The sequence below is a fragment of the Tepidimonas ignava genome (assembly GCF_004342625.1).
Lineage (GTDB): Bacteria > Pseudomonadota > Gammaproteobacteria > Burkholderiales > Burkholderiaceae_C > Tepidimonas > Tepidimonas ignava.
The window spans coordinates 45119-70424 of sequence record NZ_SMAH01000008.1; the positions used below are offsets into that span (position 1 = coordinate 45119).

General features: G+C 67.9%; 24 protein-coding genes and 1 other RNA gene. 8 read left to right on the forward strand and 17 right to left on the reverse strand.

Annotation, left to right across the window (positions count from 1 at the left end):
- Positions 1-37 precede the first annotated feature (37 nt).
- Positions 38-427 (forward strand): hypothetical protein, encoded by a 390-nt coding sequence (locus tag EDC36_RS07425; RefSeq protein ID WP_132962630.1) that lies wholly within the window; start codon positions 38-40, stop codon positions 425-427.
- Here the strand turns inward: EDC36_RS07425 and ligA are convergent.
- The 7 genes from ligA to EDC36_RS13475 all read right to left on the reverse strand — a co-directional run bounded on the left by ligA (position 417) and on the right by EDC36_RS13475 (position 7341).
- Positions 417-2543 carry an NAD-dependent DNA ligase LigA gene (gene ligA / locus EDC36_RS07430; RefSeq protein ID WP_132962631.1) on the reverse strand — a complete coding sequence of 709 codons (2127 nt, stop codon included), beginning with the start codon at positions 2541-2543 and terminating at the stop codon, positions 417-419. The two genes, EDC36_RS07425 and ligA, sit on opposite strands and share 11 nt — an antisense overlap.
- A gap of 42 nt (positions 2544-2585) precedes the next feature.
- Positions 2586-3560, reverse strand: coding sequence for an ABC transporter substrate-binding protein (locus tag EDC36_RS07435; RefSeq protein WP_143946012.1), 975 nt, complete (start codon positions 3558-3560; stop codon positions 2586-2588).
- Positions 3561-3689: 129 nt separating this feature from the next.
- Positions 3690-4289: a recombination mediator RecR gene (gene recR, locus EDC36_RS07440; protein WP_132962633.1), complete on the reverse strand. Its 600-nt coding sequence runs from the start codon at positions 4287-4289 to the stop codon at positions 3690-3692.
- 12 nt (positions 4290-4301) lie between these two features.
- Positions 4302-4634 carry a YbaB/EbfC family nucleoid-associated protein gene (locus tag EDC36_RS07445; RefSeq protein ID WP_132962634.1) on the reverse strand — a complete coding sequence of 111 codons (333 nt, stop codon included), beginning with the start codon at positions 4632-4634 and terminating at the stop codon, positions 4302-4304.
- A gap of 44 nt (positions 4635-4678) precedes the next feature.
- Positions 4679-6382, reverse strand: a complete 1704-nt coding sequence (gene dnaX, locus EDC36_RS07450) for a DNA polymerase III subunit gamma/tau (RefSeq protein ID WP_132962635.1) — start codon at positions 6380-6382, stop codon at positions 4679-4681.
- Between the two features lie 36 nt (positions 6383-6418).
- A complete protein-coding gene (locus EDC36_RS07455) occupies positions 6419-7090 on the reverse strand; it encodes a nitroreductase family protein (protein ID WP_132962636.1) in 672 nt (223 codons plus the stop codon).
- A 125-nt stretch (positions 7091-7215) separates the two neighbouring features.
- Positions 7216-7341 carry a hypothetical protein gene (locus EDC36_RS13475; protein WP_260680216.1) on the reverse strand — a complete coding sequence of 42 codons (126 nt, stop codon included), beginning with the start codon at positions 7339-7341 and terminating at the stop codon, positions 7216-7218.
- A 33-nt stretch (positions 7342-7374) separates the two neighbouring features.
- Between EDC36_RS13475 and EDC36_RS07460 the strand changes: the two genes are divergently transcribed.
- The 6 genes from EDC36_RS07460 (at position 7375) to EDC36_RS07485 (ending at position 11684) form a co-directional block, all read left to right on the forward strand.
- Positions 7375-7515, forward strand: coding sequence for a helix-turn-helix domain-containing protein (locus tag EDC36_RS07460; RefSeq protein ID WP_243646518.1), 141 nt, complete (start codon positions 7375-7377; stop codon positions 7513-7515).
- Between the two features lie 21 nt (positions 7516-7536).
- An RNA gene (gene ffs / locus EDC36_RS07465) (signal recognition particle sRNA small type) lies at positions 7537-7633 on the forward strand.
- Positions 7634-7679: 46 nt separating this feature from the next.
- Positions 7680-8012 (forward strand): thioredoxin TrxA, encoded by a 333-nt coding sequence (gene trxA / locus EDC36_RS07470; protein ID WP_132962638.1) that lies wholly within the window; start codon positions 7680-7682, stop codon positions 8010-8012.
- A gap of 240 nt (positions 8013-8252) precedes the next feature.
- Positions 8253-9518, forward strand: a complete 1266-nt coding sequence (gene rho / locus EDC36_RS07475; RefSeq protein ID WP_132962639.1) for a transcription termination factor Rho — start codon at positions 8253-8255, stop codon at positions 9516-9518.
- An 87-nt stretch (positions 9519-9605) separates the two neighbouring features.
- Positions 9606-9863, forward strand: coding sequence for a type B 50S ribosomal protein L31 (locus EDC36_RS07480; protein WP_132962640.1), 258 nt, complete (start codon positions 9606-9608; stop codon positions 9861-9863).
- A 105-nt stretch (positions 9864-9968) separates the two neighbouring features.
- On the forward strand, positions 9969-11684 hold the full coding sequence (locus tag EDC36_RS07485; RefSeq protein WP_132962641.1) for a hypothetical protein: 1716 nt from the start codon (positions 9969-9971) through the stop codon (positions 11682-11684).
- Here the strand turns inward: EDC36_RS07485 and phoR are convergent.
- The 8 genes from phoR to EDC36_RS07525 all read right to left on the reverse strand — a co-directional run bounded on the left by phoR (position 11645) and on the right by EDC36_RS07525 (position 21013).
- The gene (gene phoR, locus EDC36_RS07490; protein WP_132962642.1) at positions 11645-13027 is read right to left on the reverse strand and encodes a phosphate regulon sensor histidine kinase PhoR; all 1383 of its coding nucleotides are present in this window, start codon (positions 13025-13027) and stop codon (positions 11645-11647) included. The genes EDC36_RS07485 and phoR overlap by 40 nt on opposite strands.
- A 45-nt stretch (positions 13028-13072) precedes the next feature.
- Positions 13073-13771, reverse strand: a complete 699-nt coding sequence (phoB, locus tag EDC36_RS07495) for a phosphate regulon transcriptional regulator PhoB (protein ID WP_132962643.1) — start codon at positions 13769-13771, stop codon at positions 13073-13075.
- Positions 13768-14466 carry a phosphate signaling complex protein PhoU gene (phoU, locus tag EDC36_RS07500; RefSeq protein WP_132962644.1) on the reverse strand — a complete coding sequence of 233 codons (699 nt, stop codon included), beginning with the start codon at positions 14464-14466 and terminating at the stop codon, positions 13768-13770. The genes phoB and phoU overlap by 4 nt, the downstream gene beginning before the upstream one ends.
- Positions 14467-14494: 28 nt before the next feature.
- Positions 14495-15325: a phosphate ABC transporter ATP-binding protein PstB gene (pstB, locus tag EDC36_RS07505; RefSeq protein ID WP_132962645.1), complete on the reverse strand. Its 831-nt coding sequence runs from the start codon at positions 15323-15325 to the stop codon at positions 14495-14497.
- A 3-nt stretch (positions 15326-15328) separates the two neighbouring features.
- Entirely contained in the window at positions 15329-17002 is a 1674-nt protein-coding gene (gene pstA, locus EDC36_RS07510) for a phosphate ABC transporter permease PstA (RefSeq protein WP_243646519.1), read from the reverse strand.
- A 10-nt stretch (positions 17003-17012) separates the two neighbouring features.
- Positions 17013-19295 (reverse strand): ABC transporter permease subunit, encoded by a 2283-nt coding sequence (locus tag EDC36_RS07515; RefSeq protein WP_132962646.1) that lies wholly within the window; start codon positions 19293-19295, stop codon positions 17013-17015.
- Positions 19296-19391: 96 nt separating this feature from the next.
- A complete protein-coding gene (locus EDC36_RS07520; protein WP_132962647.1) occupies positions 19392-20000 on the reverse strand; it encodes a hypothetical protein in 609 nt (202 codons plus the stop codon).
- Positions 20001-20032: 32 nt separating this feature from the next.
- The gene (locus EDC36_RS07525) at positions 20033-21013 is read right to left on the reverse strand and encodes a PstS family phosphate ABC transporter substrate-binding protein (RefSeq protein ID WP_132962648.1); all 981 of its coding nucleotides are present in this window, start codon (positions 21011-21013) and stop codon (positions 20033-20035) included.
- Between the two features lie 179 nt (positions 21014-21192).
- On the opposite strand from EDC36_RS07525, the gene EDC36_RS07530 reads away from it, so the two are divergent.
- On the forward strand, positions 21193-22680 hold the full coding sequence (locus EDC36_RS07530) for a Ppx/GppA phosphatase family protein (RefSeq protein WP_132962649.1): 1488 nt from the start codon (positions 21193-21195) through the stop codon (positions 22678-22680).
- Positions 22681-22693: 13 nt separating this feature from the next.
- Here the strand turns inward: EDC36_RS07530 and EDC36_RS07535 are convergent, their stop codons facing one another.
- Complete coding sequence (locus tag EDC36_RS07535; RefSeq protein WP_132962650.1) at positions 22694-23170, reverse strand: SixA phosphatase family protein; 477 nt, start codon at positions 23168-23170, stop codon at positions 22694-22696.
- 7 nt (positions 23171-23177) lie between these two features.
- Entirely contained in the window at positions 23178-25259 is a 2082-nt protein-coding gene (gene ppk1, locus EDC36_RS07540) for a polyphosphate kinase 1 (protein WP_132962651.1), read from the reverse strand.
- Positions 25260-25306 lie beyond the last annotated feature (47 nt).

The following is a 25306-nucleotide window of genomic DNA, read 5'->3' on the forward strand; positions in this document are numbered from 1 at the left end:
GTGGGGCCACCCCAACCCGCGCAGGGGAGACGACACGATGCACACCACGACCAGCCAACCCGCCCGCGCAGCGGCTGCGCGCACCGCGGTTCGTTGGCGCCAACGCCTGGCGGCCTGGTGCGCCGGCGCCAGCGCGCTGCTGGCCGCGCCGTGGGCGAGCGCCGAGGTGCCCGCCATCTTCCGCGACGCCGACCTGGCGCTGGGTGAGCAATTGATCCGTCAACACCGTTGTGCGCAGTGCCACGCCGACAAAGTAGGCGGCGACGGCAGCGCCATCTACCGCCCGCAGGGGCGCATCAACACCGCCGGGCTGTTGCGTGGCATGGTCGAGCAGTGCAACAGCGCGCTCAACCTGCAAATGTGGCCCGAGGAAGTGACGGCTGTGGCCGCGGTGCTCAACCGCGACCACTACCGCTTCAAGGACTGACGGCCTGGCCCACCAGCAGCGCGCGCAGGCCCGCCTCGTCCACCACCGGCACGCCCAGCTCGCGCGCTTTGTCCAGCTTGCTGCCGGCGGCCTCACCGGCCACCACGTAGTCGGTCTTGCGGCTGACCGAGCCCGCCACCTTGCCACCCGCAGCTTCGATCAACGTTTTGGCCTCGTCGCGCGTCAGCGTTGGCAGCGTGCCGGTCAGCACCAACGTCTTGCCCGCCAGCGGCTGCGCCGCGTCGGACGTGGCCGCGCCTTCGCCTTCGGGCCAGTGCACGCCGCAGGCGCGCAACTGCTCGACCACCTCGCGGTTGTGCGGCTGATCAAAAAACGTGCGGACGCTGGCGGCCACCACCGGGCCCACATCGGGCACCTGCTGCAGCTGCTCGACACTGGCGTCCATGATGGCGTCGAGCCGTCCGAAGTGGCGCGCCAAATCGCGCGCGGTGCTTTCCCCCACATGGCGGATGCCCAGCGCGAACACAAAGCGCGCCAGCGTCGTGGTTTTGGAGCGCTCGATGGCCGCCAGCAGGTTGTTCGCCGACTTGTCGGCCATGCGGGGCAGCTCGGCCAACTGACGCAGGCCCAACCGGTACAGGTCCGCCACGGTGCGCACCAGGCCACCCTCGACCAACTGGTCCACCAGCTTGTCGCCCAGCCCCTCGATGTCCATCGCGCGCCGTTGGGCAAAGTGCAGGATGGCCTGCTTGCGCTGCGCGGGGCAAAACAGCCCGCCGCTGCAGCGATGATCGACTTCGCCGGGCTCGCGCACCACGGCGCTGCCGCACACCGGGCAGTGGCTGGGCATGCGAAACGGCTCGCCGCGCGGTTCGGGCAACGGCGGCGCCACCGCCACCACCTCGGGGATCACATCGCCGGCGCGGCGCACGATGACGGTGTCGCCCACGCGCACGTCCTTGCGCAACACCTCGTCTTCGTTGTGCAGGGTGGCGTTGGTCACCGTCACGCCGCCCACGAACACGGGCTCCAGCTTGGCCACCGGCGTGAGTTTGCCGGTGCGCCCGACCTGCACCTCGATGGCCAGCACACGGGTCAACTGCTCCTGCGCCGGGTACTTGTGCGCCAGCGCCCAGCGCGGCTCGCGCGTCACAAACCCGAGCTGCTGCTGCCAATCGAGCCGGTCCACCTTGTACACCACGCCGTCGATGTCGAACGGCAGCGTGTCGCGCATCTGCCCGATGCGGCGGTGGTACTCGGCCAGCGCCTGCCCGCCGGCGCAACGTTGCGCCAGCTCCGACACCGCAAACCCCCAGGTGCGCAGCGCCTGCAGCACGTCCCAGTGTCGGGTGAACGCGGGGCCGCCCTGCGCCGCTGGGGTGACGTCGCCCAGTCCGTAAGCGTAAAAACTCAGCGGCCGCGCCGCCGCCACCGCCGGGTCGAGCTGCCGCACCGCCCCGGCCGCCGCGTTGCGCGGGTTGACGAAGGTTTTCTCGCCCTTGTCCCCGGCGGCGATACGCTGGCGCTGGCGTTCGTTGAGCGCTTCGAAATCATCGCGCCGCATGTACACCTCGCCGCGCACCTCCAGCCACGGGATGGCGGCGCCGTCCCCCAGCAAGCGCAGCGGCACCTGCGCGATGGTGCGCACGGTGTGGGTGACGTCCTCGCCGGTGACGCCGTCGCCGCGGGTGGCGGCACGCACCAGCACCCCGCGCTCGTAGTGCAGCGCGATGGCCAGGCCGTCGAACTTGGGCTCGGCCACGTAGTCCACCGGCGGGTCGCTGGGCTGCAGCCCCAGCTCCTTGCGGATGCGGGCGTCGAAGGCCAGGGCCGCCTGCGGCGAGGTGTCGGTCTCGGTGCGGATCGACAGCATCGGCACCCGATGCGCCACCGGCGCAAACGCCGCCGAGGGCTGCGCCCCGACACGCTGCGTCGGGGAGTCCGGCGTGACCCACTGCGGATGGCGCGCTTCCAGCGCCTGCAGCTCCTGCATCAGGCGGTCGTACTCGGCGTCGGGGATTTCCGGGTCATCCAGCACGTAGTAGCGCCACGCATGGTGGCGCAGCAGCGCGCGCAGTTGCTCCATGCGCTGGCGATCGGCCTGCTCGGCCGCCGCCCAGAGGTCGGACGGTGCGTCGGAGGGGGTAAGGCTCATCGGGGCACGATTATCGCCGCCGATCGCACCCGCGGCACGCTGTCAGCCCGCCGCCAGGGGCACGCGCGCCACCAGCCGTGCCGCGTCCAGCCCTTGGTACGTCACCCCACCCGGCAGCGCGGCCAACAGCCGCATCGACTGCCGCATCGTGGTCACGTCCAGCGCGCCCTCCACGCTGTAGGTGGCGCGCAGCCGATCCATCATTTGCAAAAAGAGCGCGCGCTCATGGGCCATGCCAGCCACCTCCGCGTGCTCCGCCAGGTCGATCGCCGAGGCCGACGACAGCCAGCGCAACGCACGCTGCACCGCCAGAGCAAAGCGCCCCAGCGCCGGGTGGCCCACGTCGTCGGCCATGCAGCACAGGCACGTGCACACCAAGGGCCCGCCCAGCCAGCGTTGGCTCTGCTGAGGGTGGCGCAGGTCCGCCTGGACATGCAGCGCGCCGGCCAACTCGAGCTGGGTCAGCAGCGGCTCGCCCCAGCACAGCGCTTGCACCTGCCCTTCGAGCAACGCCGCCTGGGCCTGCGCGGGGCCGCGCAGCACCACCCATTGGCGCGTGCTCGGCAGCACCCCCCAGCGCTGCATCAGCACCTGGGCCGCCAGCGGCGCAGCCAGCTCGGTGCCGGTGGGCACGCCGATGCGGGCGCTCCTCCAGTAGGAAGCATCCACCTGCGCCGACGGGGCGGCGGTGCCCAGCCCCAACTGAGGCGAGCGCACCAGCGCCATCCAGGCCCGCACGGGCTGCCCCTGCAAGGCGCGCTGGGCCAGGGTTTGCAGCGCCAGCACGTGCACCGTCGGACCGGCCGGCTCGAAGTCGTCCAGCTCCGTCCCCCAGCGCACGTGCACGCCGTGCTGCGCCAGGTAGCCCAGGCGCTGCGCCAACCACAGCGGCAGCGCCCGCAAACCCAAGCCAACCTGTACGCGCAGCTGTACGGTGTCATCGGCGGCGTGGCCAGCCCCAGCAACGCCCATCCACGCGGCCGCGGCAGCCCAGCGCATCCAGCGCCGTCTGTCCATGGCATCACCCTCCCGTCACCGCCCACCCCGACGCATGCGAGGGCTGAGGGCGATGGCATGCAGCACGGTACACCCGCCGGTGTCCGTCGGCCATCGGGATTTGTACGATGCGGGTCAACCCGATGCGGGTCAACCCGGACGCCGGTCGGCCAGCGCGTGGGCGATGGTGCTGAGGTCGACGAACTCCAGCTCGCTGCCCACCGGCACACCGCGGGCCAGCCGCGTCACGGTCACCCCTGCCGCGCGCGCCAATTGCGTGACGACGTGCGCCGTGGCTTCCCCTTCGGCGGTGAAGCTGGTGGCCACGATCAGCTCACGCACCGGCGGGTCCGCCTGCAGGCGCTGCAGCAACGCCTGCAGCCCGATGGCCTCGGGCCCCACGCCATCCAGCGGCCGCAGACGCCCCATTAGCACAAAGTAGCGCCCACGGTAGGTGCCGGTGCGCTCCAGCGCCGCTTGATCCGCCGGTGTTTCGACGACGCACAACAGCGCGGGGTCGCGCGCCGGGTCGGCGCAGGTGCCGCACACCTCGTCCTCGCACAGGGTGTGGCACAGCGTGCAATGACGCACGTGGTCGCCCGCCGCCAGCAGGGCCTGGGCCAGTTCCGCGATGCCGGCCCGGTCGTGTTGCAGCAGATGGTAGGCCATGCGGGCTGCGGAGCGTGCCCCTACCCCCGGCAGCCGCTGCAGGGCGGCCGTCAGGCGCTCCAGGTGCGGCATCCCCGCCATGGCCGGGGCCGGTCAGAACGGCAGCTTGAGTCCGCCCGGCAAGCCCGGCATGCCCGCCGTGACCTTGGCCATGCGCTCCTGCGTGGCCTCCTCGACCTTGCGCACCGCCGCGTTGAACGCCGCGGCCACCAGGTCCTCCAGCATCTCTTTGTCGTCGGCCAGCAAGCTGGCGTCGATGCTGACGCGCTTGACGTCGTGCTTGCCGGTCATCGTCACCTTGACCAAGCCCGCGCCCGCCTCACCGGTCACCTCCAGCTGGGCGATTTCCTCTTGCGCGCGCTTGAGGTTGTCTTGCATGGCCTGGGCTTGTTTCATCAGCCCTGCGAGTTGTCCTTTGTTGAACATGGTGCCTTCCGTTGGTCAAACCGTCTTCATGGCCTCACGGGGTCTCAAGCCGCCGCGTCGTCAAGGGGCGTGATGCTACCAGCAACCACGGTGGCGCCCCAGTCGCGTTGCAGCGCCTGCACCACGGGATCGGCCTCGATGGCTTGCTGCGCCGCGAGCTGGCGCGCCGCCCGCGCGGCCGCGTGGCGCTGCGCAGGGGTGTCCGACACCGCGCCCACCTCGACGGACAGCGTCCAGCCGTCCACCACCCCCAGGTGTTGCGCCAGCACGCTTTGCAGCCGCTGGCGGGGGCCATCTTGGGCCAGGGTCGCGCTGGCGCAGCGCAACCGCCAACCGCCCGCCTCACGCGCCACCAGGGTGGACTGCAACGCCAACTCGCGCACCAGCGCTTGCAGCCGCCCGGCGCGATCCAAGCGATCGACCAACGCCGCCCACGCATCGGCCAGCTCCGCCGCGTCGGCTGCCGCCGTGACCGGGGTGACTGGGGTGGCCGGGGCGGCCGGCGCCTGCGGCGTCACGGCGGCGGCCACGGCCTCGCGCGGCTGCGCTGGCGTTGGGGCGGGCTGCGGCGCCACGGCCTCCGGCCGCGGGCCGTTGGCCGCTTCCTGCGGCGGGGCCGAGGCCACGCCGCCCCCCCCTGGTGCGGGCGCCGCGGGGGCAAAACTCAACGCCCGCAGCAACACCATGGTCAGGGCGGCGTACTCGTCCGGCGCCAGCCCCAATTCAGCCCGTCCGTGCAACGCCAGGCTGTACAGCAGTTGCACCTGGTCCGGCACGAGCTGCGCCGCCAGCGCCCGCACGGCGGCCGCGGCCTCGTCGTCATCGGCGGCATCCAGGCCCGTCCATTGCCACACGGCCACCTGGTGCAGCACGGCGGTCATTTCCTCCAACGTGGCCGCGGCGCCCACGCCCTCGGCACGCATGGCGTCGACCAAGCGCACCACCTCGTCCGCGCGGCCTGCGGCCACCGCTTGCAGCAAGGCCGTCACATGCTCGCGCTGCACGGCGCCCAGCATGGCGCGCACCTGCGCGGCGCGCACCGCGCCGCCACCATAGGCTATGGCCTGGTCGGTGAGGCTGAGCGCATCGCGCATCGAGCCGCGCGCCGCGCGCCCCAGCAGCTTCAACGCCGCAGGCTCGGCCTCGATGCCTTCGGCGTGCAGCACGCGGGCCAGGTGCTCGGCCACGGTGTCAGGGGCCATGGGCCGCAGGTTGAACTGCAGGCAGCGGCTCAGCACCGTCACCGGCACCTTTTGCGGGTCGGTGGTGGCCAGCACGAACTTCAGGTACGGCGGCGGCTCCTCCAAGGTTTTCAACATCGCGTTGAACGCGGTGTTGGTGAGCATGTGCACTTCGTCGATCATGAAGACCTTGAAGCGGCCTTGGACGGGCTTGTACACCGCTTGCTCCAGCAGCGTCTGCACCTCGTCCACGCCACGGTTGGAGGCCGCATCCAGCTCGGTGTAGTCGACAAAGCGCCCCGCGTCGATGGCGCGGCAGGCGTCACAGACCCCACAGGGGGTGTCGGTGATGCCGCCCTGCCCGTCAGGCCCGGTGCAGTTGAGTGACTTGGCCAGGATGCGCGATACGGTTGTTTTGCCGATCCCACGCGTACCCGTGAACAGGTAGGCATGGTGCAGCCGCGCGCTGCGCAGCGCGTTGCCCAGCGCCTGCACCACGTGCTCTTGCCCCACCATCTCGGCGAAGGTCTTGGGGCGGTACTTGCGGGCCAGGACGACGTAGGTCATGGCCGCATTGTAGGCGTGCGTGTCGGGGGCAAAGCCTCAGAGGCTGCAGACAAAACTTGCGACCTCGGGGCGCAGCCGCGCCGGCTTGGCCTTGACCACCGTGCCGACGTTGACAAAACACACCGCCTGCTCGCCCGGCTGCAGCCCGAAAAAGCGGGCCATGCGCTCGGTGTGCAACGCCTGCCCGCTGGTCAGTCCGGCGCCCAACCCCATGGCGTGGGCCATCAGCAACATGTTTTGGACCGCCGCGCCGACGGACACCATCTTTTCGATGTCGGGCACACCGCCGGGCGTGCTCTGGCCCAGCCGAGCCACCACCAGCATCAGCAGCGGTGCGCGATGGGCCTTTTCCCGCGCCGCTTGAAGCTGCTCGGGCGTGGCGCCCGGGTCGCGATCGATGAGCGCTTGCATGAACACCTCGCCCAGGTCGGCCCGCCGCTGCGGCGGCACGACAATGAAGCGCCACGGCTGCAACAGGCCGTGGTCCGGGGCGGTGGCAGCCGCCTCGAAAAGGGCCTGCACCTGCAACGCGGTGGGTCCCGGCTCACCCAAGCGCTTGGGCGACACGTTGCAGCGGGTGCTCAGCAACTCGGCGGCCCAGGCCGCGGTTTCCGTCCACGCCGCCGCGGCATCGTCCCTCCACGCCGGCCGGCAGGCCACCCCGCGGACCTGGCCCAGGTCGTCCGTACCCCTCACATTTGGCTGCATGTCGTTGCTCCTCGTTATGGGCCGGCGCGGGCACGCCTGCGCTGGGTGGCGTGCCCGCGCCCGCTTTTTTACCTCAGCCACAGGCACCCCGCCACACCGCTGGGGTACCCGGCGCCAGGCGCCTATCAGGCGTAACGTCGCTCCTTGAAGGAGATCGTACGCCGCCACGTCTCGACGGTGCCGACCTTCTTGACGCTGGCCCAGGTGCCTTTGTAATAGGGCACCACGTTGCGGTCAACCCATTCCGTCACGACGTCGCCCGCCACCCCCTGATGTTGCCAGGCATGCACATCGTGCGCACGCTGCAAGCGACGCAAGGCAACGTCACGCTGGCCGCGCAGCAGCTCGACATCAGCCGCAAAACGCTGTGGGAAAAAATGCGCCGCTTCGGCATCGACCGCCACCACGTGCTGCAAGGTGCATAGCCGTGGCATACAATGCGTCCTGACGGGCCTTCCCGCATGGTGAAGCGGCCAACCGGGTCAGGTGGGGAACCAAGCAGCCCTAACTGTGTAGCCAGTGCCGGGGTCAAGGCTCGTCACCTTCCAAGCCCACACCATCCTTTCGTCCAACGTCCAAGTTCACCACCATGGCCAGTGACCTCATCCAACACGTGACCGACGCCACCTTCGACCGCGATGTGCTGGGCGCCAGCACACCGGTGCTGGTGGACTTTTGGGCCGAATGGTGCGGGCCTTGCCGCATGATCGCCCCGATTCTGGACGAGGTTGCGCAGGCGTACCAAGGCAAACTGCAGGTGGCCAAAGTCAACGTGGACGAAAACCGCGAAGTGCCGGCCAAGTTTGGCATCCGCGGCATCCCGACGTTGATGCTGTTCAAAGACGGCAAGCTTGCGGCCACCAAGGTGGGTGCGCTGTCCAAGGCGCAGTTGGTCAGCTTCATCGAACCGTTTTTGGCCTGAGTCGCCACGTGGCATGGTGGGCGACACGCGCACCATGCCATAATACCGAGGTTGGTTGACGCGCCGCATCTGTGGGCGGGCGTCGTCCACGGGGGCCGTTGACGTCGCAGCGGCCATCCCCGTTGATAGGCCATTGCGCTGGCCACAACGTTTTTCCCACGTCCTCTGACCACGCGGCGTACCGCCGGGTTCGACTTGCGCGCCTCGCGCGCGGCGCACTCCTTTCGCACGGAGTTCCCCATGCACCTCAACGAACTCAAAGCCCTGCACGTTTCCGAACTGCTCAAGATGGCCGAGTCGCTCGAAATCGACAACACCGGCCGCATGCGCAAGCAGGAGCTGATGTTCGCCATCATCAAAAAACGCGCCAAAGCGGGCGAACAGGTGTTTGCCGATGGGGTGCTGGAAGTGCTGCCGGATGGCTTTGGCTTCCTGCGCGACCCGAGCGCCAGCTACACCGCCAGCACCGACGACATCTACATCTCGCCCAGCCAGATCCGCCGCTTCAACCTGCACACCGGCGACATGGTCGAGGGCGACGTGCGCATCCCCAAAGACGGCGAGCGCTACTTTGCCCTCAACAAACTCGACAAGATCAACGGCCTGCCGCCCGAGCAGAACAAGCACAAGATCATGTTCGAGAACCTCACGCCGCTGTTCCCCAAGGAGCAGATGAAGCTGGAGCGCGAGGGTCTCAAGAGCGAAGAAAACATCACCGGCCGCATCATCGACATCATCGCCCCGATCGGCAAGGGCCAGCGTGCCCTGATCGTGGCGCCGCCCAAGAGCGGCAAGACGGTCATGATGCAACACATCGCGCACGCCATCACCACCAACTACCCCGAAGTGACGCTGATGGTGCTGCTGGTGGACGAGCGCCCCGAGGAAGTGACCGAAATGCAGCGCACCGTGCGCGGCGAGGTCATCGCCTCGACCTTCGACGAGCCGGCGGCGCGCCACGTGCACGTGGCTGAGATGGTTATCGAGCGCGCCAAGCGGCTGGTCGAACTGAAAAAAGACGTGGTGATCCTGCTGGATTCGATCACCCGGCTGGCGCGCGCTTACAACAACGTGCTGCCCTCGTCGGGCAAGGTGCTGACCGGCGGGGTGGACGCCAACGCGCTGCAGCGGCCCAAGCGCTTCTTCGGGGCGGCGCGCAACGTCGAAGAAGGTGGCAGCCTGACCATCATCGCCACCGCGTTGGTGGACACCGGCAGCCGCATGGACGAGGTGATCTTTGAGGAGTTCAAGGGCACCGGCAACTGCGAAATCCACCTCGACCGCCGCCTGTACGAAAAGCGCGTCTTCCCCTCGATCCAGCTCAGCCGCTCCGGCACCCGGCGCGAGGAGCTGCTGCTGCCGCCGGAAGTGCTGCAAAAGACGCGCATCCTGCGGCAGTTCTTCTACAACATGGACGAGATCGAGGCCATGGAGATGGTGCTCAAGAGCATGAAGCAAACCAAGAACAACCAGGAGTTCTTCGAGCTCATGCGCCGGGGCGGCTGAGGCGACGTCGGTTCATTTATAATAAAAGACTTTGCAGCAAGTGCGCCGGATGGGCCGGCCGTGGCTGCTGCCAGCAGGAAAGCGACCATGAAAGAAGGCATCCACCCGAACTACCGCGAAGTCTGCTTCGTCGACCTGTCCAACGGCGCGCAGTTCATCATCCGCTCGTGCGCGCCCACCAAGGAAACGATCAAGCTCGACGACGGCCGCGAGCTGCCGCTGTTCAAGCTGGAAACCTCCAGCGAATCGCACCCGTTTTACACCGGCACCCAAAAGACGGTGGACACCATGGGCGGGCGCGTGGAAAAGTTCCGAAGCCGCTACGCTCGCGCTGCGGCCAAGTGACGCTTGCGCCGTGGGGCGCACCGCCCGCTGCGTGGATGACAGCCCGCTTGCGGGCTGTTTGTTTTTGGGCACCGCACACGCCCCGGTCGGCTTGGAGATGCCTGCATGAACCGCCCTACCCCCGCCCTGGTCGTGCCCCAAGCGGTGCGCCGCTTGCCACGCTGGGTGCCCTGGCTGTTGATGGCGGCGTACGTGCTGCCGGGGTTTTGGGGGCGTGACCCCTGGCGGGGGGCCGACCTGACGTCGCTGGCCGTGATGCTCGAGATGCACGCTGGCGGCCCATGGCACGTGCCGCAGGTGTTGGGCGAAACCGTGTTGCCCCTGGCTTGGCTGCCCTATTGGCTGGGCGCGGCGGCCATCGCGTGGCTGCCCTTGCCCACGTTGGTGGCGGCGCGCCTGCCTTTTGTGCTGGCGCTGGGGCTGACGCTGGCATGCACCTGGTACAGCGTGTACCGTCTGGCGCGCCTGCCGGCGGCGCAACCCTTGGCGCCCGCGTTGGGCGAAGCGGTGGCGCCCGTGGACTATGCGCGCGCGGTGGCCGACGGTGCGTTGTTGGCGTTGGTGGCCACCCTGGGGTTGGCCATGCTGGCGCACGAAACCACCCCCACGGCCCTGCAGCTGGCTGGCGTGGCCCTGTGGGGTTGGGCGGGCGCCCACGGATGGTCGTCCGGCGGCGCGCCCCAACCCACTTCGGTCCGCTTGGGGGCCGCCGTCGGCGGAACGTGGGCCGCGGCGTTCGTGCTGGCGTTGAGCGGAGCGCCGTGGCTGGTGGGGCCGCTGGCCCTGGCGCAAGCCGCGTGGTGGTGGCGCACGGGAATGCCGCCCAGCCGCGTCGTGCTGGCCCTGGCGGGATGTGCCGCTGCCTTGGGGTTGACCTGGGCGCTGCACCCGGCTGGCTTGGGTTGGACGGCGTACGGCTGGCCGGATGGCTTCGATCTGACCAGCCTGGCGGCTTGGGGAAGCTTGGGCCGTCTGCTGGCTTGGTTTGTCTGGCCCAGCGCCGTGCTGGCCCTGTGGGCGCTGTGGCGCTGGCGTGCGCACCTGCGCTCACCCCACATCGGCTGGCCGCTGACGCAAGCGCTTGTGGTGCTGCTGGCCAGCGTGGCCGATGGCGCCAACGACCGTGTGCTGGTGTTGGCGCTGCCCAGCATCGCCACGCTGGCGGCGTGGGCCTTGCCAACCCTGCGCGGCAGCCTTAGCGCCGCGATCGACTGGTTTGCCGTGTTGCTGTACAGCGGCGCTGCGGTCATCGTCTGGGTCATCTGGGTGGCGATGATGACCGGCGTGCCCGCCAAACCGGCCGCCAACGTGGCCCGCGCGGCCCCGGGCTTCGAGCCGGCGTTGCACCCCGTGTTGTTGGGCGCGGCGCTGGCCGGCACCGCACTGTGGCTGGCGCTGGTGGTGTGGCGCTTGGGCCGGCACGCGCCCGCGCTGTGGAAGGGGCTGGTGCTGTCGGCGGCAGGCTTCACGCTCAACTGGTTGCTGCTGATGACGCTGTGGCTGCCGCTGCTCAACTGGGGTTTGGGCCTGCGGCCGATCAGCGAGCGCATCGCGCGGCTGGTGCCCGCCCAGGCGTGCGTGGCGGTGACGGGGCTTTCCCCGGGGGACATTGGCGCGCTGCGCCTGCACGGTGGGCTGGCCGTGCAACGGCTGGACAGCCGCAGCGCGCAGCGCTGCCCGTTGCTTGTGGCAGGACCGCGCGCCCGTGCCATCGACCCCGACCAGTGGACCCTGCGCGCTGACCTGCCACGCTTGCGCGAAAACCGCGAGCGCTGGCGGGTTTACGAGCGCGCAGCGCCCAGCGCAGACGGCGCGTCCTGACGGTTGGACGCGCGCGCCCCGTCGGGCGACGACAGGACCATGACCCGCGCTGGCGGCAGCCGCAACCGAAACGTCGAGCCCTTACCGACGGTGCTGTCGATCAGCAACTCGCCACCGTGGCGCTGCGCCACGTGCTTGACGATGGCCAGCCCCAGGCCCGTGCCCCCGGTGTCACGCGAGCGGCTGCGGTCGACGCGGTAAAAACGCTCGGTCAGGCGCGGCAGGTGCTCCGGCGCGATGCCGGGGCCGTCGTCGCGCACCCAGATGTCCACGGTCTCGTCGGGCAGCACCGTCCAGCCCACCGTGATATGGCCATCCGCGGGCGTGTAGCGCACCGCGTTGCTGGCCAGGTTGCCCAGCGCGCTGGCCAGTTCACCGGCGTGGCCCGCAACCTCCACCTCCGGGCCACGCTGCACCTCGATGGTCTGGCCTCCACCGTGCAGCACGTCGGCCAGCGCGCGCGCATGGGCCGCGGCCTCCTCCACCAGCGCGGAGACGGCCACCCAATGGCTGGCGTCGGGGGCGGGGCTGCCTTCCAGGCGCGACAGGGTCAGCAAATCGTCCACCAGCGCCTGCATGCGCTGGGCCTGCTGCGCCATCAACCCGAGGTAGTGCTGACGCTGCGCCTCATCCAACGGCAACGTTTGCAGCGTTTCAATAAACCCGGCGATCACCGTCAAGGGGCTGCGGATTTCGTGCGAGACGTTGGCCACAAAGTCGCGCCGCATGGCCTCGGCCAACTGCAGCGCGGTGACGTCGCGCGTCAGCAGCAAGCGGCGCCCCTTGGCGTACGGGAAGATCTGCACCGCGATGCGCCGGGGCTGGCCGGCCCGCGCCTGGCGCGCGTCGATTTCGACCGGCTGGGTGAAGTCGCGCTGGTTCAGGTACTGAATGAACACGGGGTCGCGCACCAGGTTGCGGATGCGCTGGCCGAGGTCGCGCTTGGCGTCGAAACCGAGGTGCTCGCCCGCCATCACGTTGCACCACTCGATCGTGCCTTCTTTGCTGAGCAGCACCACACCGTTGGGGGACGCCTGGATGGCGGACAAAAACTCCTGCAGCCGCGCCTGCGCCTTGCGCGCTTTGCGGTTGGCGGCCTTGAGGGCACGGCGCACCCGTGCCACCAGCTCGCCCCAGGCGCCGTCCACCTCGGGGGTGTCCGCCGGCCGAGGTTCACGCAGCCAGGTCAGCACCGCACGCCAGCGGCGGTGGTCCCAGACTTGCCACGCCACGGCACCGGCCAGTGCGCCGACCCACCCCAATCCACGACCGGGCAACAGCAGCCACACCAGCGCGGCGCCGCCACTGGCGCATGCCACCAAAGCGATTGTGCGCTGCCACATGCGAACGGATGATAGCGGCTCGCAGCCCCGGCACGCTGAGCTGGATCAAGCCGCCGCAGCGGCCGCGCTCAGGCGGTAGCCGGCACCACGCACCGTTTCGATCATCGCCGCCGCGCCACCCAACGCCTCGCGCAAGCGCTTGATGTGCACGTCCACCGTGCGCTCTTCGATGAACACGTGGTCGCCCCACACGCGGTCCAGCAGCGTGGCGCGGCTGTGCACGCGCTCCGGGTGCTTCATCAGGTAGTGCAGCAGGCGAAATTCGGTGGGGCCCAGTTTGATCTCCTGCCCCTGCCATGTCACGCGGTGCGCGGCCGCATCCAGCACCAACGCGCCGATGTGCACCGTGTCGGGCACGCTCTCCGGCGCACGGCGGCGCAACACCGCGCGAATGCGGGCCAGCAGCTCCTGCGTCGAAAACGGCTTGGTCACGTAGTCGTCGGCGCCCGCGTCCAGCCCCTGCACCTTGTCGGACTCTTCGCCGCGCGCGGTCAGCAGGATGATCGGCACCGCCCGCGTGCGCTCGTCGAGCCGCCACGCGCGCGCCAGCTGCACGCCGCTTTTGCCCGGCAGCATCCAGTCGAGCAGCACCACGTCGGGCAGCACGGCGTCCATTTCGCGCTGGGCCGCTTCGCCGTCGAACACCACCGTGGGGGCAAAGCCGTTGTGACGCAGGTTGACGGCGATCAGCTCGGCGATCGCCGGTTCGTCTTCCACCACCAACACCCGCGGCAACTTTCTCATCGCACCACCGACTCCACTTGCTCCAACGGGGCGTGGCGCACGTCCAGGCCCTTGACGATGTAAATGATCAACTCGCCAATATTTTTGGCGTGATCGCCAATGCGCTCGATGGCTTTGGCGACGAACAGCAAATCCAGGCTGGTCGAGATGGTGCGTGCGTCTTCCATCATGAACGTGACCAGCTTGCGCACAAAGCCGTTGAACTCCACGTCGATGCGGTCGTCGTCGCGCATGATGGCCAGCGCCTCGTCCACGTCCAGCCGCGCCAGAGCGTCCAGCGCCCGCCGCAACATCCCCGCCGCCAGGTCCGCCGCCAAGCGCAGCTCCGCCACCGGCAGTCGGCGGGCGTGGCCACTGTCGGCGATGGAGGCTGCCATGCGCGCGATGCGTGCCGCCTCGTCGCCCGCGCGCTCCAGGTTGCCCACGGTTTTGGAAATACCGATGAGGAAGCGCAAATCGCGCGCGGTGGGCTGGCGCCGCGCAATGGTGGTCGACAGGTCGGCATCGATGCCCAATTCAAGCTCGTTGATTTCGCGTTCGACCTGCAGCACCTGCTGGGCGCGCTCGCCGTCTTCGTCCAGCAACGCCTGCACCGCCCACTGGATTTGCCGCTCCACCAGCCCGCCCATTTCCAACACGCGGGTGGAAATGGAATTGAGCTCGGCGTCGAATTGGCTGGAGATGTGTTTTTCCATCGCTGACTCCTGCTGTCCTGACCGTCGTTCAGCCGAAGCGGCCGGTGATGTAGTCCTCGGTTTCCTGCCGTTTGGGGCGGGTGAAGATGTTGTCGGTGGCGTCGTACTCGATCAAATCGCCCAGGTACATGTAGGCGGTGTAGTCCGATACGCGCGCCGCTTGCTGCATGTTGTGCGTCACGATGACGATGGTGTATTTTTCCTTGAGCTGGATGAGCAGTTCCTCGATTTTGGCGGTGGAAATCGGGTCCAGCGCCGAGCACGGCTCGTCCAGCAGCAGCACGTCGGGCTCCAACGCGATGGCGCGCGCGATCACCAAGCGCTGCTGCTGACCGCCCGACAGGCTCAGACCGTTGGCGTCGAGCCGGTCCTTGACCTCGTCCCACAGCGCCGCGCCACGCAGCGATTTTTCGACCACCTCGTCAATGTACGCCTTGTTTTTGACCCCGAGCAGGCGCAGCCCGTAAGCGACGTTTTCGTAAATCGATTTGGGGAAGGGGTTGGGCTTTTGGAACACCATGCCGATGCGCCGACGCAGTTGCGCCACGTTGACGCTGCGGTCGTAGATGTTGACCCCCTCGTGCAGGATTTCTCCCTCGATGCGGCAGTTGTCCACCAAGTCGTTCATGCGGTTGAAGCAGCGCAGCAGCGTGGATTTGCCGCAGCCGCTCGGGCCGATGAAAGCCACCACCCGCCCCTTGGGAATGCCCATCGAAATGTTGTGCAGCGCGTGCTTGTCGCCGTACCACAGGTTGAGGTTGCGCACCTCCAGGGCTTTGGGCAGGCTGTCCAGCGGCGGCGCCTGGTGGAAGGCGGCGTGGGTGTGGACAAACGTGGTTTTTTCGGTCGCTTGGTTCATGATTCAGACGCTTTCCAATCCGCGGTATTTTTCGCGCAGGTGGTTACGCAGCTTGATCGCCGCCAAATTGAGCACCATGATGAGCAGCACCAACAGCAGCGCCGTGGCGTACACGAGCGGCCGGGCCGCTTCCACGTTGGGGCTTTGGAAACCCACGTCGTAAATGTGGAAGCCCAGGTGCATGAACTTGCGCTCCAGGTGGATGAACGGCGCGTAGCCATCGATGGGCAGCGACGGGGCCAGTTTGACCACGCCAACCAGCATCAGCGGGGCCACCTCGCCCGCAGCGCGCGCCACCGCCAAAATCAGGCCGGTCATCATCGCCGGACTGGCCATCGGCAGCACGGTGCGGATCAGCGTCTCGGCCTTCGTCGCGCCCAGCGCCAGGCTGCCCTCGCGCACCGAGCGGGGCACACGCGCCAGCCCCTCTTCGGTGGCCACGATCACCACCGGCAGCGTCAGGATGGCCAGCGTCAGCGACGCCCACAACAGGCCCGGCGTGCCGAAGGTGGGCGCGGGCAACGCCTCGGGGTAAAACAGCCGGTCGATGTTGCCCCCCAGCACATAGACGAAAAAGCCCAGGCCAAACACGCCGTACACGATCGAGGGCACCCCCGCCAGGTTGTTGACCGAGATGCGGATGATGCGAATCAGCGGCCCTTGCTTGGCGTATTCGCGCATGTACACCGCCGCCATGATGCCAAACGGCGTCACGATGACCGACATCACCAGCACCATCGCAACGGTGCCGAAGATGGCCGGGAAGATGCCGCCTTCGGTGTTGGCCTCGCGCGGGTCGTCGCTGAGAAACTCCCAGAATTTGCGCGCGTAGTGCGCCGCCTTGTCGGTCAACCCCATGGCGTTGGGTTGGTACACGTCGGCCACCTTGGCCAGCGGCACCTCCACCACGCTGCCGTCGGCCACTTCGGCCACCAGCGCGTCGCGCGCCAGCTCGTCGCGCAACGTTTGCAAGCGCTGCTGCAGGCCGTCGAACTCGGCTTGCAGCGCGTCGCGCTGGCGCTGCAACTCGGCGCGCAGGGCGTCGTCCAGCCGTCCTTGCAGCTGGGCCTTGCGCTCGCGCAGCCGCAATTGCTCCAACCGGTAGTTGACGTCGCCGATGTCTTGCTTTTCCAGCCGGTAAATGGCCTTGAACAGGGCTTGCGCGCGCTGCACGCGTTGTTGCAGTTGCGGCCACGCCTCGGCTCCTTCGGCCACGACCTGACCGTTTTCTTTGACGGCCTTGAGGTGGCCGTAAAAATTGCCCCACTCGTGGCGCTCGACCGTCAAGAGGTCATGCGGGTAACGGATGTCGCTGAGCAGGGGCGAGGCAAACCAGCGAAAGTCCTGCCCGGTCAGGTCGCGGTTGCCCAGCTTGATGAGCACGCGCTCCACAAACGGCTCGCGCGTGTCGAGCTTGATGCCGGCCTCCAGCAGCCGGCGTACCGCCACCTCTTCGCGTTCGCGCAACTCGCCGATGACGCGCACGGTTTGCTCGCCGTCGCGGTAGTTGGCCTCCAGCACCGCCTTGGGCCAAAAGTGCGTCAGGCCGCGCGCCGCGGTCATCCACAACACAAAGGCCACCGCCAGCACCGACAGCGCCACCGCGCCGGCCGTCATCCATATCCAGGGCGAACCCGATTTGATCCAGTCTCTCATGGTGTGTGTACCGGTGTGCATGGGCGCATGCTCAAATGGTTTGGTAGCGCTCGCGCAGCCGCTGCCGCACCAGCTCGGCCAACGTGTTGACAACGAACGTGAACGCAAACAGCACCAGTGCCGACAAAAACAGCAGCCGGTAGTGCGTTTCCCCCACGCCGGCTTCGGGCATCTCCACCCCGATGTTGGCCGACAAGGTGCGAAAACCCGTGAAAATGCTCCAGTCCATCACCGCGGTGTTGCCCGTGGCCATCAGCACGATCATCGTCTCACCCACCGCGCGGCCCAACCCGATCATGATGGCGGAGAAAATGCCCGGGCTGGCGGTGAGCAGCACCACGCGGGTGAGGGTCTGCCAGGGCGTCGCCCCCAAGGCCAGCGAACCTGTCGTGAGGTGCTTGGGCACCGAAAAGATGGCATCTTCGGCGATCGAGAAGATGGTCGGCGTCACCGCAAAGCCCATCGCGATGCCCACCACCAGCGAGTTGCGTTGCTCGAACTTGATGCCGGCCACGTTGCTGAGCCAGTTGGGCATGTCGCCGCCAAAGAGCGCTGCTTCGATAGGGTGGCCCAGCGTCAAGCACAGCCACACCTGCAACACGACCACAGGCACCAGCCAAGCCGCCTCCCACCCAGGCGGCACGCGCAGGCGGACCGCCTCGGGCAGCAACGCAAACAGCCACGCCGCAGCAAAAAACGCCAGCGGAAAAGTGGCGATCGTCAGCAACACGCCGGCCAGGTTGTTTTCGACAAACGGCGCCAGCCACAAACCCGCCAAAAAGCCCAACACCACGGTGGGCAGCGCCTGCATCACCTCAATGGTGGGTTTGATCGCACCGCGGATCTTGGGTGACATGAAGTACGCGGTGTAAATCGCCCCCAGCAGCGCCAGCGGGACGGCCACGATCATCGCGTAGAAGGCCGCCTTGAGCGTGCCATAGGTCAATGGCGTCAGGCTGAACTTGGGTTCGAAGTTGGCGTTGGCCGCCGACGACTGCCACACGTACGCTGGCTCCTCGTAGCTTTCGTACCAGACCTTTTGCCAAACGGCGTAGAACGACACCTCGGGATACTCGTTGTGCACGCGGGCGACGTGCAGGCGCCCCGCCGCGTCTTGCGCGATGTAGGCGTTGCCGCGCGGCGGGTAGCCCAGCCGCACCAGCGGCTGGTCGGACAGCGGGCGCTGAAACAGCAACCGCTTGGATGTGGCGAAGTAGCTGCCCAGGTTGCCCTTGGCATCGCCCGCCATGAAGCCCTTGCGGTGGTATTCGGGCTCCAGCACCGTCACCGCGGCCGGCATGGGCTTGAAGTCGCGGATGTGGGTCAGCTTGAAGCGCGTGCCTTCCTCGCGCACCGGGAACCATTGCGCCACGTTGCCCCGGTCGGTGCCGACGATGATCGAAAACCCCCCGGACAGCATCGTCAGCGCGGTCACGCGCTCGTTCGCCCCGACCAACTGCACCTTCTCCAACAACTGGGGGGCGGATTTGTCGCTGATGTCGTAGCGCCAAAGCTCTCGATCGCCCGACAGCACGAACAGTTCGCGCTGCTTGAACTCGATCAATACGTCCCGCACCGACGGGGGCGCGGGCTGGATTTCGGCCGCGCTGCTTTGCACCTTTTCTTCGCCGGTGATGGGGTTGCGCTCCACGGCCAAGCCACTGACCCACAGGCGTCCGTCGTCCGTCAATGCGGCCAGCGTGGTTCCGTCCGCGCTGTGCTGCACCGCCAATTTCACCAACGGGCGCTGCTGCGGGTCGATGGCCACCGGCTGCTCACCGACGGGGTATTCCACTTGCGGCTCGATAATGCGCCGCGCCTCGGCGTCGAAGCTGGTCTTGAACCCCACTTTGGCCACCAGTGCGCGGCCGTCGTCGAGCCCCAACGCCATCACGCTGACCGCACGGTCGGCGGCTGCCGACGATCGCACGGCGCTGCTAGCCGGCAGCGGCAGCACGACCTCGGCCTGCGGCTGGCCGCTGGCGAAATCGGCAAACACCACGCGGCCGTCGGCCTGCGCGCGCACCAAGGCTTCCAGCCGCTCGTCCGCCTGCAACAGCACCGCCGGCTGCTGCGCGTTGCCCGGCGCCGGGTACGACGTCTGTGCATCCACCTTGGGCGGTGTAAACAGCGGCACCACCACGCTGGCCAGGTAGAAAAAGATGGCCGAAATGGCCACGATCACGCCCAGGCCACCGATGGTCATCAGGTATTTGAACCAGCGGTCGGTCCACAGCCGCCGGCCCATGGCACGGTCCACACTGAGGACGGTCAGGCTGCGTGCGTTGGCAGCCGCGTTCGGGTTGTCGTTCATGGAGGGTCGGTTGAGCTCGTGTTCAATCAGCGGTCATGCAAACAAGGGCCGGGGCTTGCGTGCCCCGGCCACGATGACGAGCGCACAAAGGCAACGTCACTTGCCCGCGCGCAAGCTCTGGAAGCGTTGCCCACGTGCGCTGGGCTTGCCTTTGGCGTACCCCTCTTTGTCCATCACCCACACGACGGTGGCCCCTTGGGGCCCCGCACCGATGTCGGTGTACGAGTACGGCACTTCACCGTGGGCGGCAAACTCGCGCAACAGGGCAAGATTGTCAAAGACGTAGTAGCGTCCGTTTTTAAAAACTTCACCGTAGAAGTTGGCCGCGGGCGTCAACTGGCCATCGTAGACCAGTTCGGCCACGCTGGGCTTGCCGGACTTGACATCGTCGCCGGTGATACCGAAGACGACGGTCTGTCCGGTCGGGCCGGCGCCGATGCGCGTGCGCGTCAGCGCCACTTCCCCGTGGGCCAGGTAGTCCTGGTACAGCTTGAAGCTGCCAAACGCGTAGTACCGCCCGTCCTCGGGCAGCACGACGTAAAACTCGGCAGCCTGGGCCGGCGCCGACGTCGGCGCCGCGGCAGCCGCGGTGGTGGGGGCCGACGCTGCAGCGGCGGCGGGCGCTTGGCCACCGGTGGATTGACCGGTGGCGGCTGGCTGCGAAGCGCAACCTGCCAACCACGCCGCCAGGGCAGCCGCACTCAAGGCAGGGCGAATCATCATGGCTGCCCCCGCACTCACTTGGTCAACTCATCCACGGCTTTTTTGGCCAGCGTGGCCGGCAGCGGCACAAAGCCGTCTTTGACCACGACCATTTGCCCTTGCTGCGACAGCACCATCTTGAAGAACTCGCGCTCCAGCGGCGGCAGCGGCTGGTTGGGCTTTTTGTTGACGTACACGTAGAGGATGCGCGCCAGCGGGTAGCTGCCATCCACCGCATGCTTGGGATCTGGCTCGACGAACGGCTGGCCCTTCTTCTTCGACAGCGGCAGCGCGCGCACGCCCGAGGTCTTGTAGCCGATGCCCGAGTAACCGATGGCGTTGAGCTGCGTGGCCACCGACTGCACCACCGACGCCGAACCGGGCTGCTCGGCCACGTTGCGCTTGAAGTCACCCTTGCACAGCGCCACCTCCTTGAAGTAGCCGTAGGTGCCCGACACCGAGTTGCGGCTGTACAGCGCGATGTCGCGGTTGGCCCACTCACCCGTCAGCCCCACCTGGCCCCACTTGGTGATGTCGCTGGCGTGGCCGCACTTGCGCGTGCTGGAAAAGATCGCGTCCACCTCCTCGATGCTCAAGCCCTTGATCGGGTTGTCCTTGTGCACGTACACGGCCAGCGCGTCGATGGCCACCGGCACGGGGTGCGGCTTGTAGCCGTGTTTTTTCTCAAACGCTTCGACCTCCTTGGCGGTCATCAAGCGGCTCATCGGGCCGAAGTTGGACGTACCCTCGGTCAGCGCAGGCGGCGCGGTGGACGAACCCGCCCCTTGGATCTGGATGTTGACGTTGGGGTACAGGCGCTTGAACTCCTCGGCCCACAGCGTCATCAGGTTGTTGAGCGTGTCCGAGCCGATGCTGGTGAAATTGCCCGACACGCCCGGGGCTTTTTCGTACTTGGGCAGCGCCGGGTCAACCTGCGCCGCCTGGGCCATGGCATGCTGGGCGGTGAAGCCCAAGGTGACGATGCCCATCAGGGCGACGAGTTTGTTCAGCTTCATCCGTAAAACTCCGTTGACTGGTCACAACCCGGCCACCGCACAAGCGACCGTGCTGCACATCGTAGGCACCGTGTGTGACGGTTTCGTGACACTGTGTTGGTGCGCGCGGCCACGAACCGCGGGCGGCGGCTCTGGTATGCTGGCGGGCTGTTGCTTCACGCCCCCCGAGCACGCACCGCATGCAAGACGGAACCCTGCTGGCCGCGTTGGACCTGGGCTCCAACAGCTTTCGCCTGGAGATTGGCCGCTACCAAGCCGGCCACATCGAGCGCGTCGAATACCTGAAGGAGACCGTGCGCCTGGGTGCCGGGTTGGGCAGCGACAAGCAACTGACGCACGAGGCGATGGAGCGGGGCTGGGCCTGCCTGGCCCGTTTTGCCGAGCGCCTGCGTGGCTTTGACAAGCGTCAGGTGCGTGCGGTGGCCACCCAGACGCTGCGCGAGGCGCGCAACCGCGACGTCTTTGTGCAGCGTGCCGAGCAGATCCTGGGCTTTCCCATCGACGTCGTGGCCGGCCACGAGGAAGCGCGCCTGATTTACCAAGGGGTCACCCACCTGTTGCCGCAGTCGGACGAGCGTCGCCTGGTGGTGGACATCGGCGGGCGCTCCACCGAGGTTATCCTGGGCCAGGGGTACCGACCGCAGCGCATGGAGTCGTACCCGCTGGGCAGCGTGGCGTGGTCAACGCGCTACTTTGCCGGTGGCGCCGTGAGCGAACGCGCGCTGCGCCAGGCGGTGGTGGCGGCGCAGGCGGTGTTGGACGAAGCGCTGGACCTGTTTCCGCCCGGCCGTTGGGACGCGGTTTACGCATCGTCCGGCACGGCGGGGGCGCTGGCGGACATGCTCGCGCACGCCGGGTTTGCGCCGGGCGTCATCACGCGCGAGGGGCTGGACTGGATCGCCGACCGGCTGGTGCGCGCCGGGCACGTGGACGCGCTGCGGCTGGAGGGCCTCAAGGATGACCGTCGTCCGGTGCTGGCGGGCGGCCTGAGCATCATGCTGGCGTTGTTCGAGCTGTTCGGCTGGCACGAGGTGCACCGCGCCCAGGGCGCGCTGCGCCAGGGGGCGCTGTACGACTTGATCGACCGCGCCCACGACAGCACCGACGTGCGTGAACGCACGGTGCGCTGGCTGGCCCAAAAATTCAACGTCGACGCCGCCCAGGCCGAGCGCGTGCGCGCCGTGGCGGTGCACCTGTTCGAGCAGGTGGCCGTACCCGATCCTCGCAACGGCCGCTACTCGCAAAAGCTGGCGTGGGCGGCGCGGCTGCACGAAATCGGCGCGCACATTTCGCACACCGACGCGCACAAGCACGGCGCCTACATCCTGGACCATGTGGACGCGCCGGGGTTTTCGCTGCCGGAGTTGCACCGCCTCAGCCTGTTGGTGCTGGGCCAGCGCGGCAAGCTGCGCAAAGTCGAAGCGGCGCTGCACGACGAGCTGTTTGCCAAGCAGTTGATGTGCCTGCGCCTGGCGGTGCTGCTGTGCCACGCGCGCAAAGACCCGGCGCTGCACGCGCTGACGCTGCGCTACAGCGCGCGCCAGACCTTCAAACTCAGCGCCGCCCGTGGCTGGGCCCACCAGTACCCCCAATCGGCCTGGTTGTTGCACGAGGAAGCCGAGGCGTGGGCGCGCACGCCGTGGCGGCTGCAGCTGGCGTTGCTGTAGGGCTGCGCGTGCCCTACAGCAGTTCCGGCGTTTGCACGCACAGCACCACGGTCTGGGCTGCGCCGTCGCGCTCGCGATGGCGCAGCCACCACACGGCCCCCTTGCGCACCGAGCAGTGCCCCGCCGCCATGCCCAACAGCTGCGCGATGGCCTGCCCCAGCGTGGGCTGATGCCCCACGATCAGCACCGGCTGGCGCGCCTGCGGCCACTGGGCCACACGCAGCAGCGTGGCCACGTCCGCGCCCGGGGCCAGGTCGGGGTGGATGCGGTACTTGCGTCCCAGCGGCAGCACCGTTTGTTCGGTGCGCACGGCGGGGCTGCACCAAATGCGCACGTCGTGGGGCAGTTGCCGATCCAGCCACGCGGCCATGCGCGCGGCCTGCTTTTCGCCGCGCGGTGTCAGGCGGCGCGACAGGTCGTCCCCGCCACCGTCGTCGGTTTCGTCCAGATCTTCGGCTTCGGCGTGCCGCCACAGGATCAAGTCGGTCATCGCGTTGTCATCCTTTGGTGCCGTAGCGATTCATCAGCGTGCTCTGCGCCGACACAAGCCCCGCGCGCGCACCACGCGGGGCGCGCTCCGACGCTTTGACGTAGGTGCCGTCCGGCTCCAGCAGCCAGGCGTCGCGCTGGTCGCTCAGGTACAGGCGCAGGCACTCGTCCATGATGCGGGCGCGCAGCGCCGCATCTGTTACCGGCCAGGCCAGCTCCACGCGCCGCAGCATGTTGCGGTTCATCCAGTCGGCGCTGGCCAGCCACAACTCCTCGTGCTCGCCCCAACGGAAGTAAAACACCCGGGAGTGTTCCAGCAACCGCCCCACGATCGACCGGATGCGCACATGCTCCGTGTACCCCGGCACGCCTGCGGGCAGCACGCACGCACCGCGCACGACGGCGTCGACCACCACGCCTGCCTGCGAGGCCTGCACCAAGGCGCGCGCCAGCGGCTCGTCGGTCAGCGCATTCATTTTGAGCAGGATGTGCGCGCCCTGCCCGGCCTTGGCCGCCGCGGCGCAGGCCTCGATGCGCTCCAGCAGCCCTTTTTGCAGGTGGAAGGGCGCCATCAGCGCTTTGCGCAGGCGCGGCAGGCGGTTTTGGCTGGCCAGGTGGTTGAACACGGCGTCGACGTCGGCGGTGAGGTCCTCGTCCGCCGTCAGGTACGACAGGTCGGTGTACAGCTTGGCCGTGTCCGGGTTGTAGTTGCCGGTGGACAGGTGGGCGTAGCGCACCAGCCGGCCGTCCTCGCGCCGGGTGACGAGCAGCATCTTGGCGTGCGTCTTGAGGCCGACGATGCCGTAGACCACCTGCGCACCCACCGATTCGAGCCGCTCGGCGTGGTCGATGTTGGCTTCTTCGTCGAAGCGGGCTTTGAGTTCCACCACCGCCGTGACCTCTTTGCCACGGCGCACCGCCTCGCGCAGCAGCTCGGTCATCGCCCCGCGCTTGCCGGTGCGGTAAATGGTTTGCTTGATGGCCAGCACGTTCGGGTCTTCGACCGCCTCGCGCAGGAAGGCCAACACGGCGTCGAAGTTCTCGTAGGGCTGATGGATCAACACGTCGCCCTGCTTGAGCCGCTCGAAAAACGACTGCCCCGGCGTCAACGCCACCGGCCAGCCTGGGGTGTAACGCTCAAAGCGCAACGCCGGCGCGTCGATCTGGTCGACCAACTGGTTGAGGCGCACCAGGTTGACCGGCCCCGGCACCCGGTACAGGCTCTCGGGCGGCAACTCAAACTGCTGCAGCAAAAAGTTGGCCAAAAAGTCCGAGCACCCGGCCGACACTTCCAAGCGCAGCGCCTGACCAAAGTGGCGCTGCTGCAAGCCCAGCCGCAGCGCGGTGCGCAGGTTTTTGACCTCTTCTTCGTCCAGCGCCAGGTCCGAGTGACGCGTGACGCGGAACTGCGAAAACTCCACCACCGTGCGCCCGGGGAACAAGTCCGGCAGGTGCGCGCGAATGATGCTTGAGATCGACACGAAGTGCTGCTGTTTGGAGCCCTTGACCGGCGGCATCAGCACAAAGCGCTTGAGCGCGCGCGGCACCTTGACGATGGCAATCTCGTGTTCGCGCCCAAAAGCATCGCGCCCACCGAGCCGCACGATGAAGTTGAGCGACTTGTTGGCCACCTGCGGGAACGGGTGCGCCGGGTCCAGCGCCACCGGCAGCAGCAACGGCTGCACCTGTTCGACAAAGTAGTCACGCACCCAGCGGCGCTGGCGTGGGTTGCGCTCGCCATGCGCGATGATGCGGATGCCGCGTTTTTCCAGCGCGGGCAGCAGCTCGTCGTTGTAGATCGCGTACTGCCGCGCCACCAGGGCGTGGATGCGCTCGGTCAGGGCGCGGTAGGTCTCCACCGTGGCCACGCCGCGCTGCTCGTGCGTGAGGCGGGCCATGTGGTGGGGGGCAAAACGCACCTCAAAAAATTCGTCCAGGTTGGACGACACGATGGCCAAAAAGCGCAACCGCTCCAGCAACGGCACGTCACGGCGACACGCCCAGTCGAGGACGCGTTCGTTGAAAGCCAAAATGCTTTGGTCGCGGTCCAAAAAAGCGTGGCGCGGATGGCTCGGTGGCGTCAGGGTCATGGTGTGGACATGCGCAGTGGCGCTTCAACGTCGGCGCCCTCGAGGCG

Bases quoted from the DNA above. Each gene is read 5' to 3' on its own strand.
- phoB (WP_132962643.1), bottom strand. From the start codon at position 13,771: ATGAGAAAGTTGCCGCGGGTGTTGGTGGTGGAAGACGAACCGGCGATC.
- EDC36_RS07425 (WP_132962630.1), top strand. From the start codon at position 38: ATGCACACCACGACCAGCCAACCCGCCCGCGCAGCGGCTGCGCGCACC.
- EDC36_RS07435 (WP_143946012.1), bottom strand. From the start codon at position 3,560: ATGGACAGACGGCGCTGGATGCGCTGGGCTGCCGCGGCCGCGTGGATG.
- trxA (WP_132962638.1), top strand. From the start codon at position 7,680: ATGGCCAGTGACCTCATCCAACACGTGACCGACGCCACCTTCGACCGC.
- recR (WP_132962633.1), bottom strand. From the start codon at position 4,289: ATGGCGGGGATGCCGCACCTGGAGCGCCTGACGGCCGCCCTGCAGCGG.
- rho (WP_132962639.1), top strand. From the start codon at position 8,253: ATGCACCTCAACGAACTCAAAGCCCTGCACGTTTCCGAACTGCTCAAG.
- EDC36_RS07530 (WP_132962649.1), top strand. From the start codon at position 21,193: ATGCAAGACGGAACCCTGCTGGCCGCGTTGGACCTGGGCTCCAACAGC.
- EDC36_RS07535 (WP_132962650.1), bottom strand. From the start codon at position 23,170: ATGACCGACTTGATCCTGTGGCGGCACGCCGAAGCCGAAGATCTGGAC.
- phoU (WP_132962644.1), bottom strand. From the start codon at position 14,466: ATGGAAAAACACATCTCCAGCCAATTCGACGCCGAGCTCAATTCCATT.
- EDC36_RS07515 (WP_132962646.1), bottom strand. From the start codon at position 19,295: ATGAACGACAACCCGAACGCGGCTGCCAACGCACGCAGCCTGACCGTC.
- EDC36_RS07460 (WP_243646518.1), top strand. From the start codon at position 7,375: ATGCACATCGTGCGCACGCTGCAAGCGACGCAAGGCAACGTCACGCTG.
- pstA (WP_243646519.1), bottom strand. From the start codon at position 17,002: ATGCACACCGGTACACACACCATGAGAGACTGGATCAAATCGGGTTCG.
- EDC36_RS07455 (WP_132962636.1), bottom strand. From the start codon at position 7,090: ATGCAGCCAAATGTGAGGGGTACGGACGACCTGGGCCAGGTCCGCGGG.
- dnaX (WP_132962635.1), bottom strand. From the start codon at position 6,382: ATGACCTACGTCGTCCTGGCCCGCAAGTACCGCCCCAAGACCTTCGCC.
- EDC36_RS07480 (WP_132962640.1), top strand. From the start codon at position 9,606: ATGAAAGAAGGCATCCACCCGAACTACCGCGAAGTCTGCTTCGTCGAC.
- pstB (WP_132962645.1), bottom strand. From the start codon at position 15,325: ATGAACCAAGCGACCGAAAAAACCACGTTTGTCCACACCCACGCCGCC.
- EDC36_RS07445 (WP_132962634.1), bottom strand. From the start codon at position 4,634: ATGTTCAACAAAGGACAACTCGCAGGGCTGATGAAACAAGCCCAGGCC.
- EDC36_RS07485 (WP_132962641.1), top strand. From the start codon at position 9,969: ATGAACCGCCCTACCCCCGCCCTGGTCGTGCCCCAAGCGGTGCGCCGC.
- EDC36_RS07525 (WP_132962648.1), bottom strand. From the start codon at position 21,013: ATGAAGCTGAACAAACTCGTCGCCCTGATGGGCATCGTCACCTTGGGC.
- phoR (WP_132962642.1), bottom strand. From the start codon at position 13,027: ATGTGGCAGCGCACAATCGCTTTGGTGGCATGCGCCAGTGGCGGCGCC.
- ppk1 (WP_132962651.1), bottom strand. From the start codon at position 25,259: ATGACCCTGACGCCACCGAGCCATCCGCGCCACGCTTTTTTGGACCGC.
- ligA (WP_132962631.1), bottom strand. From the start codon at position 2,543: ATGAGCCTTACCCCCTCCGACGCACCGTCCGACCTCTGGGCGGCGGCC.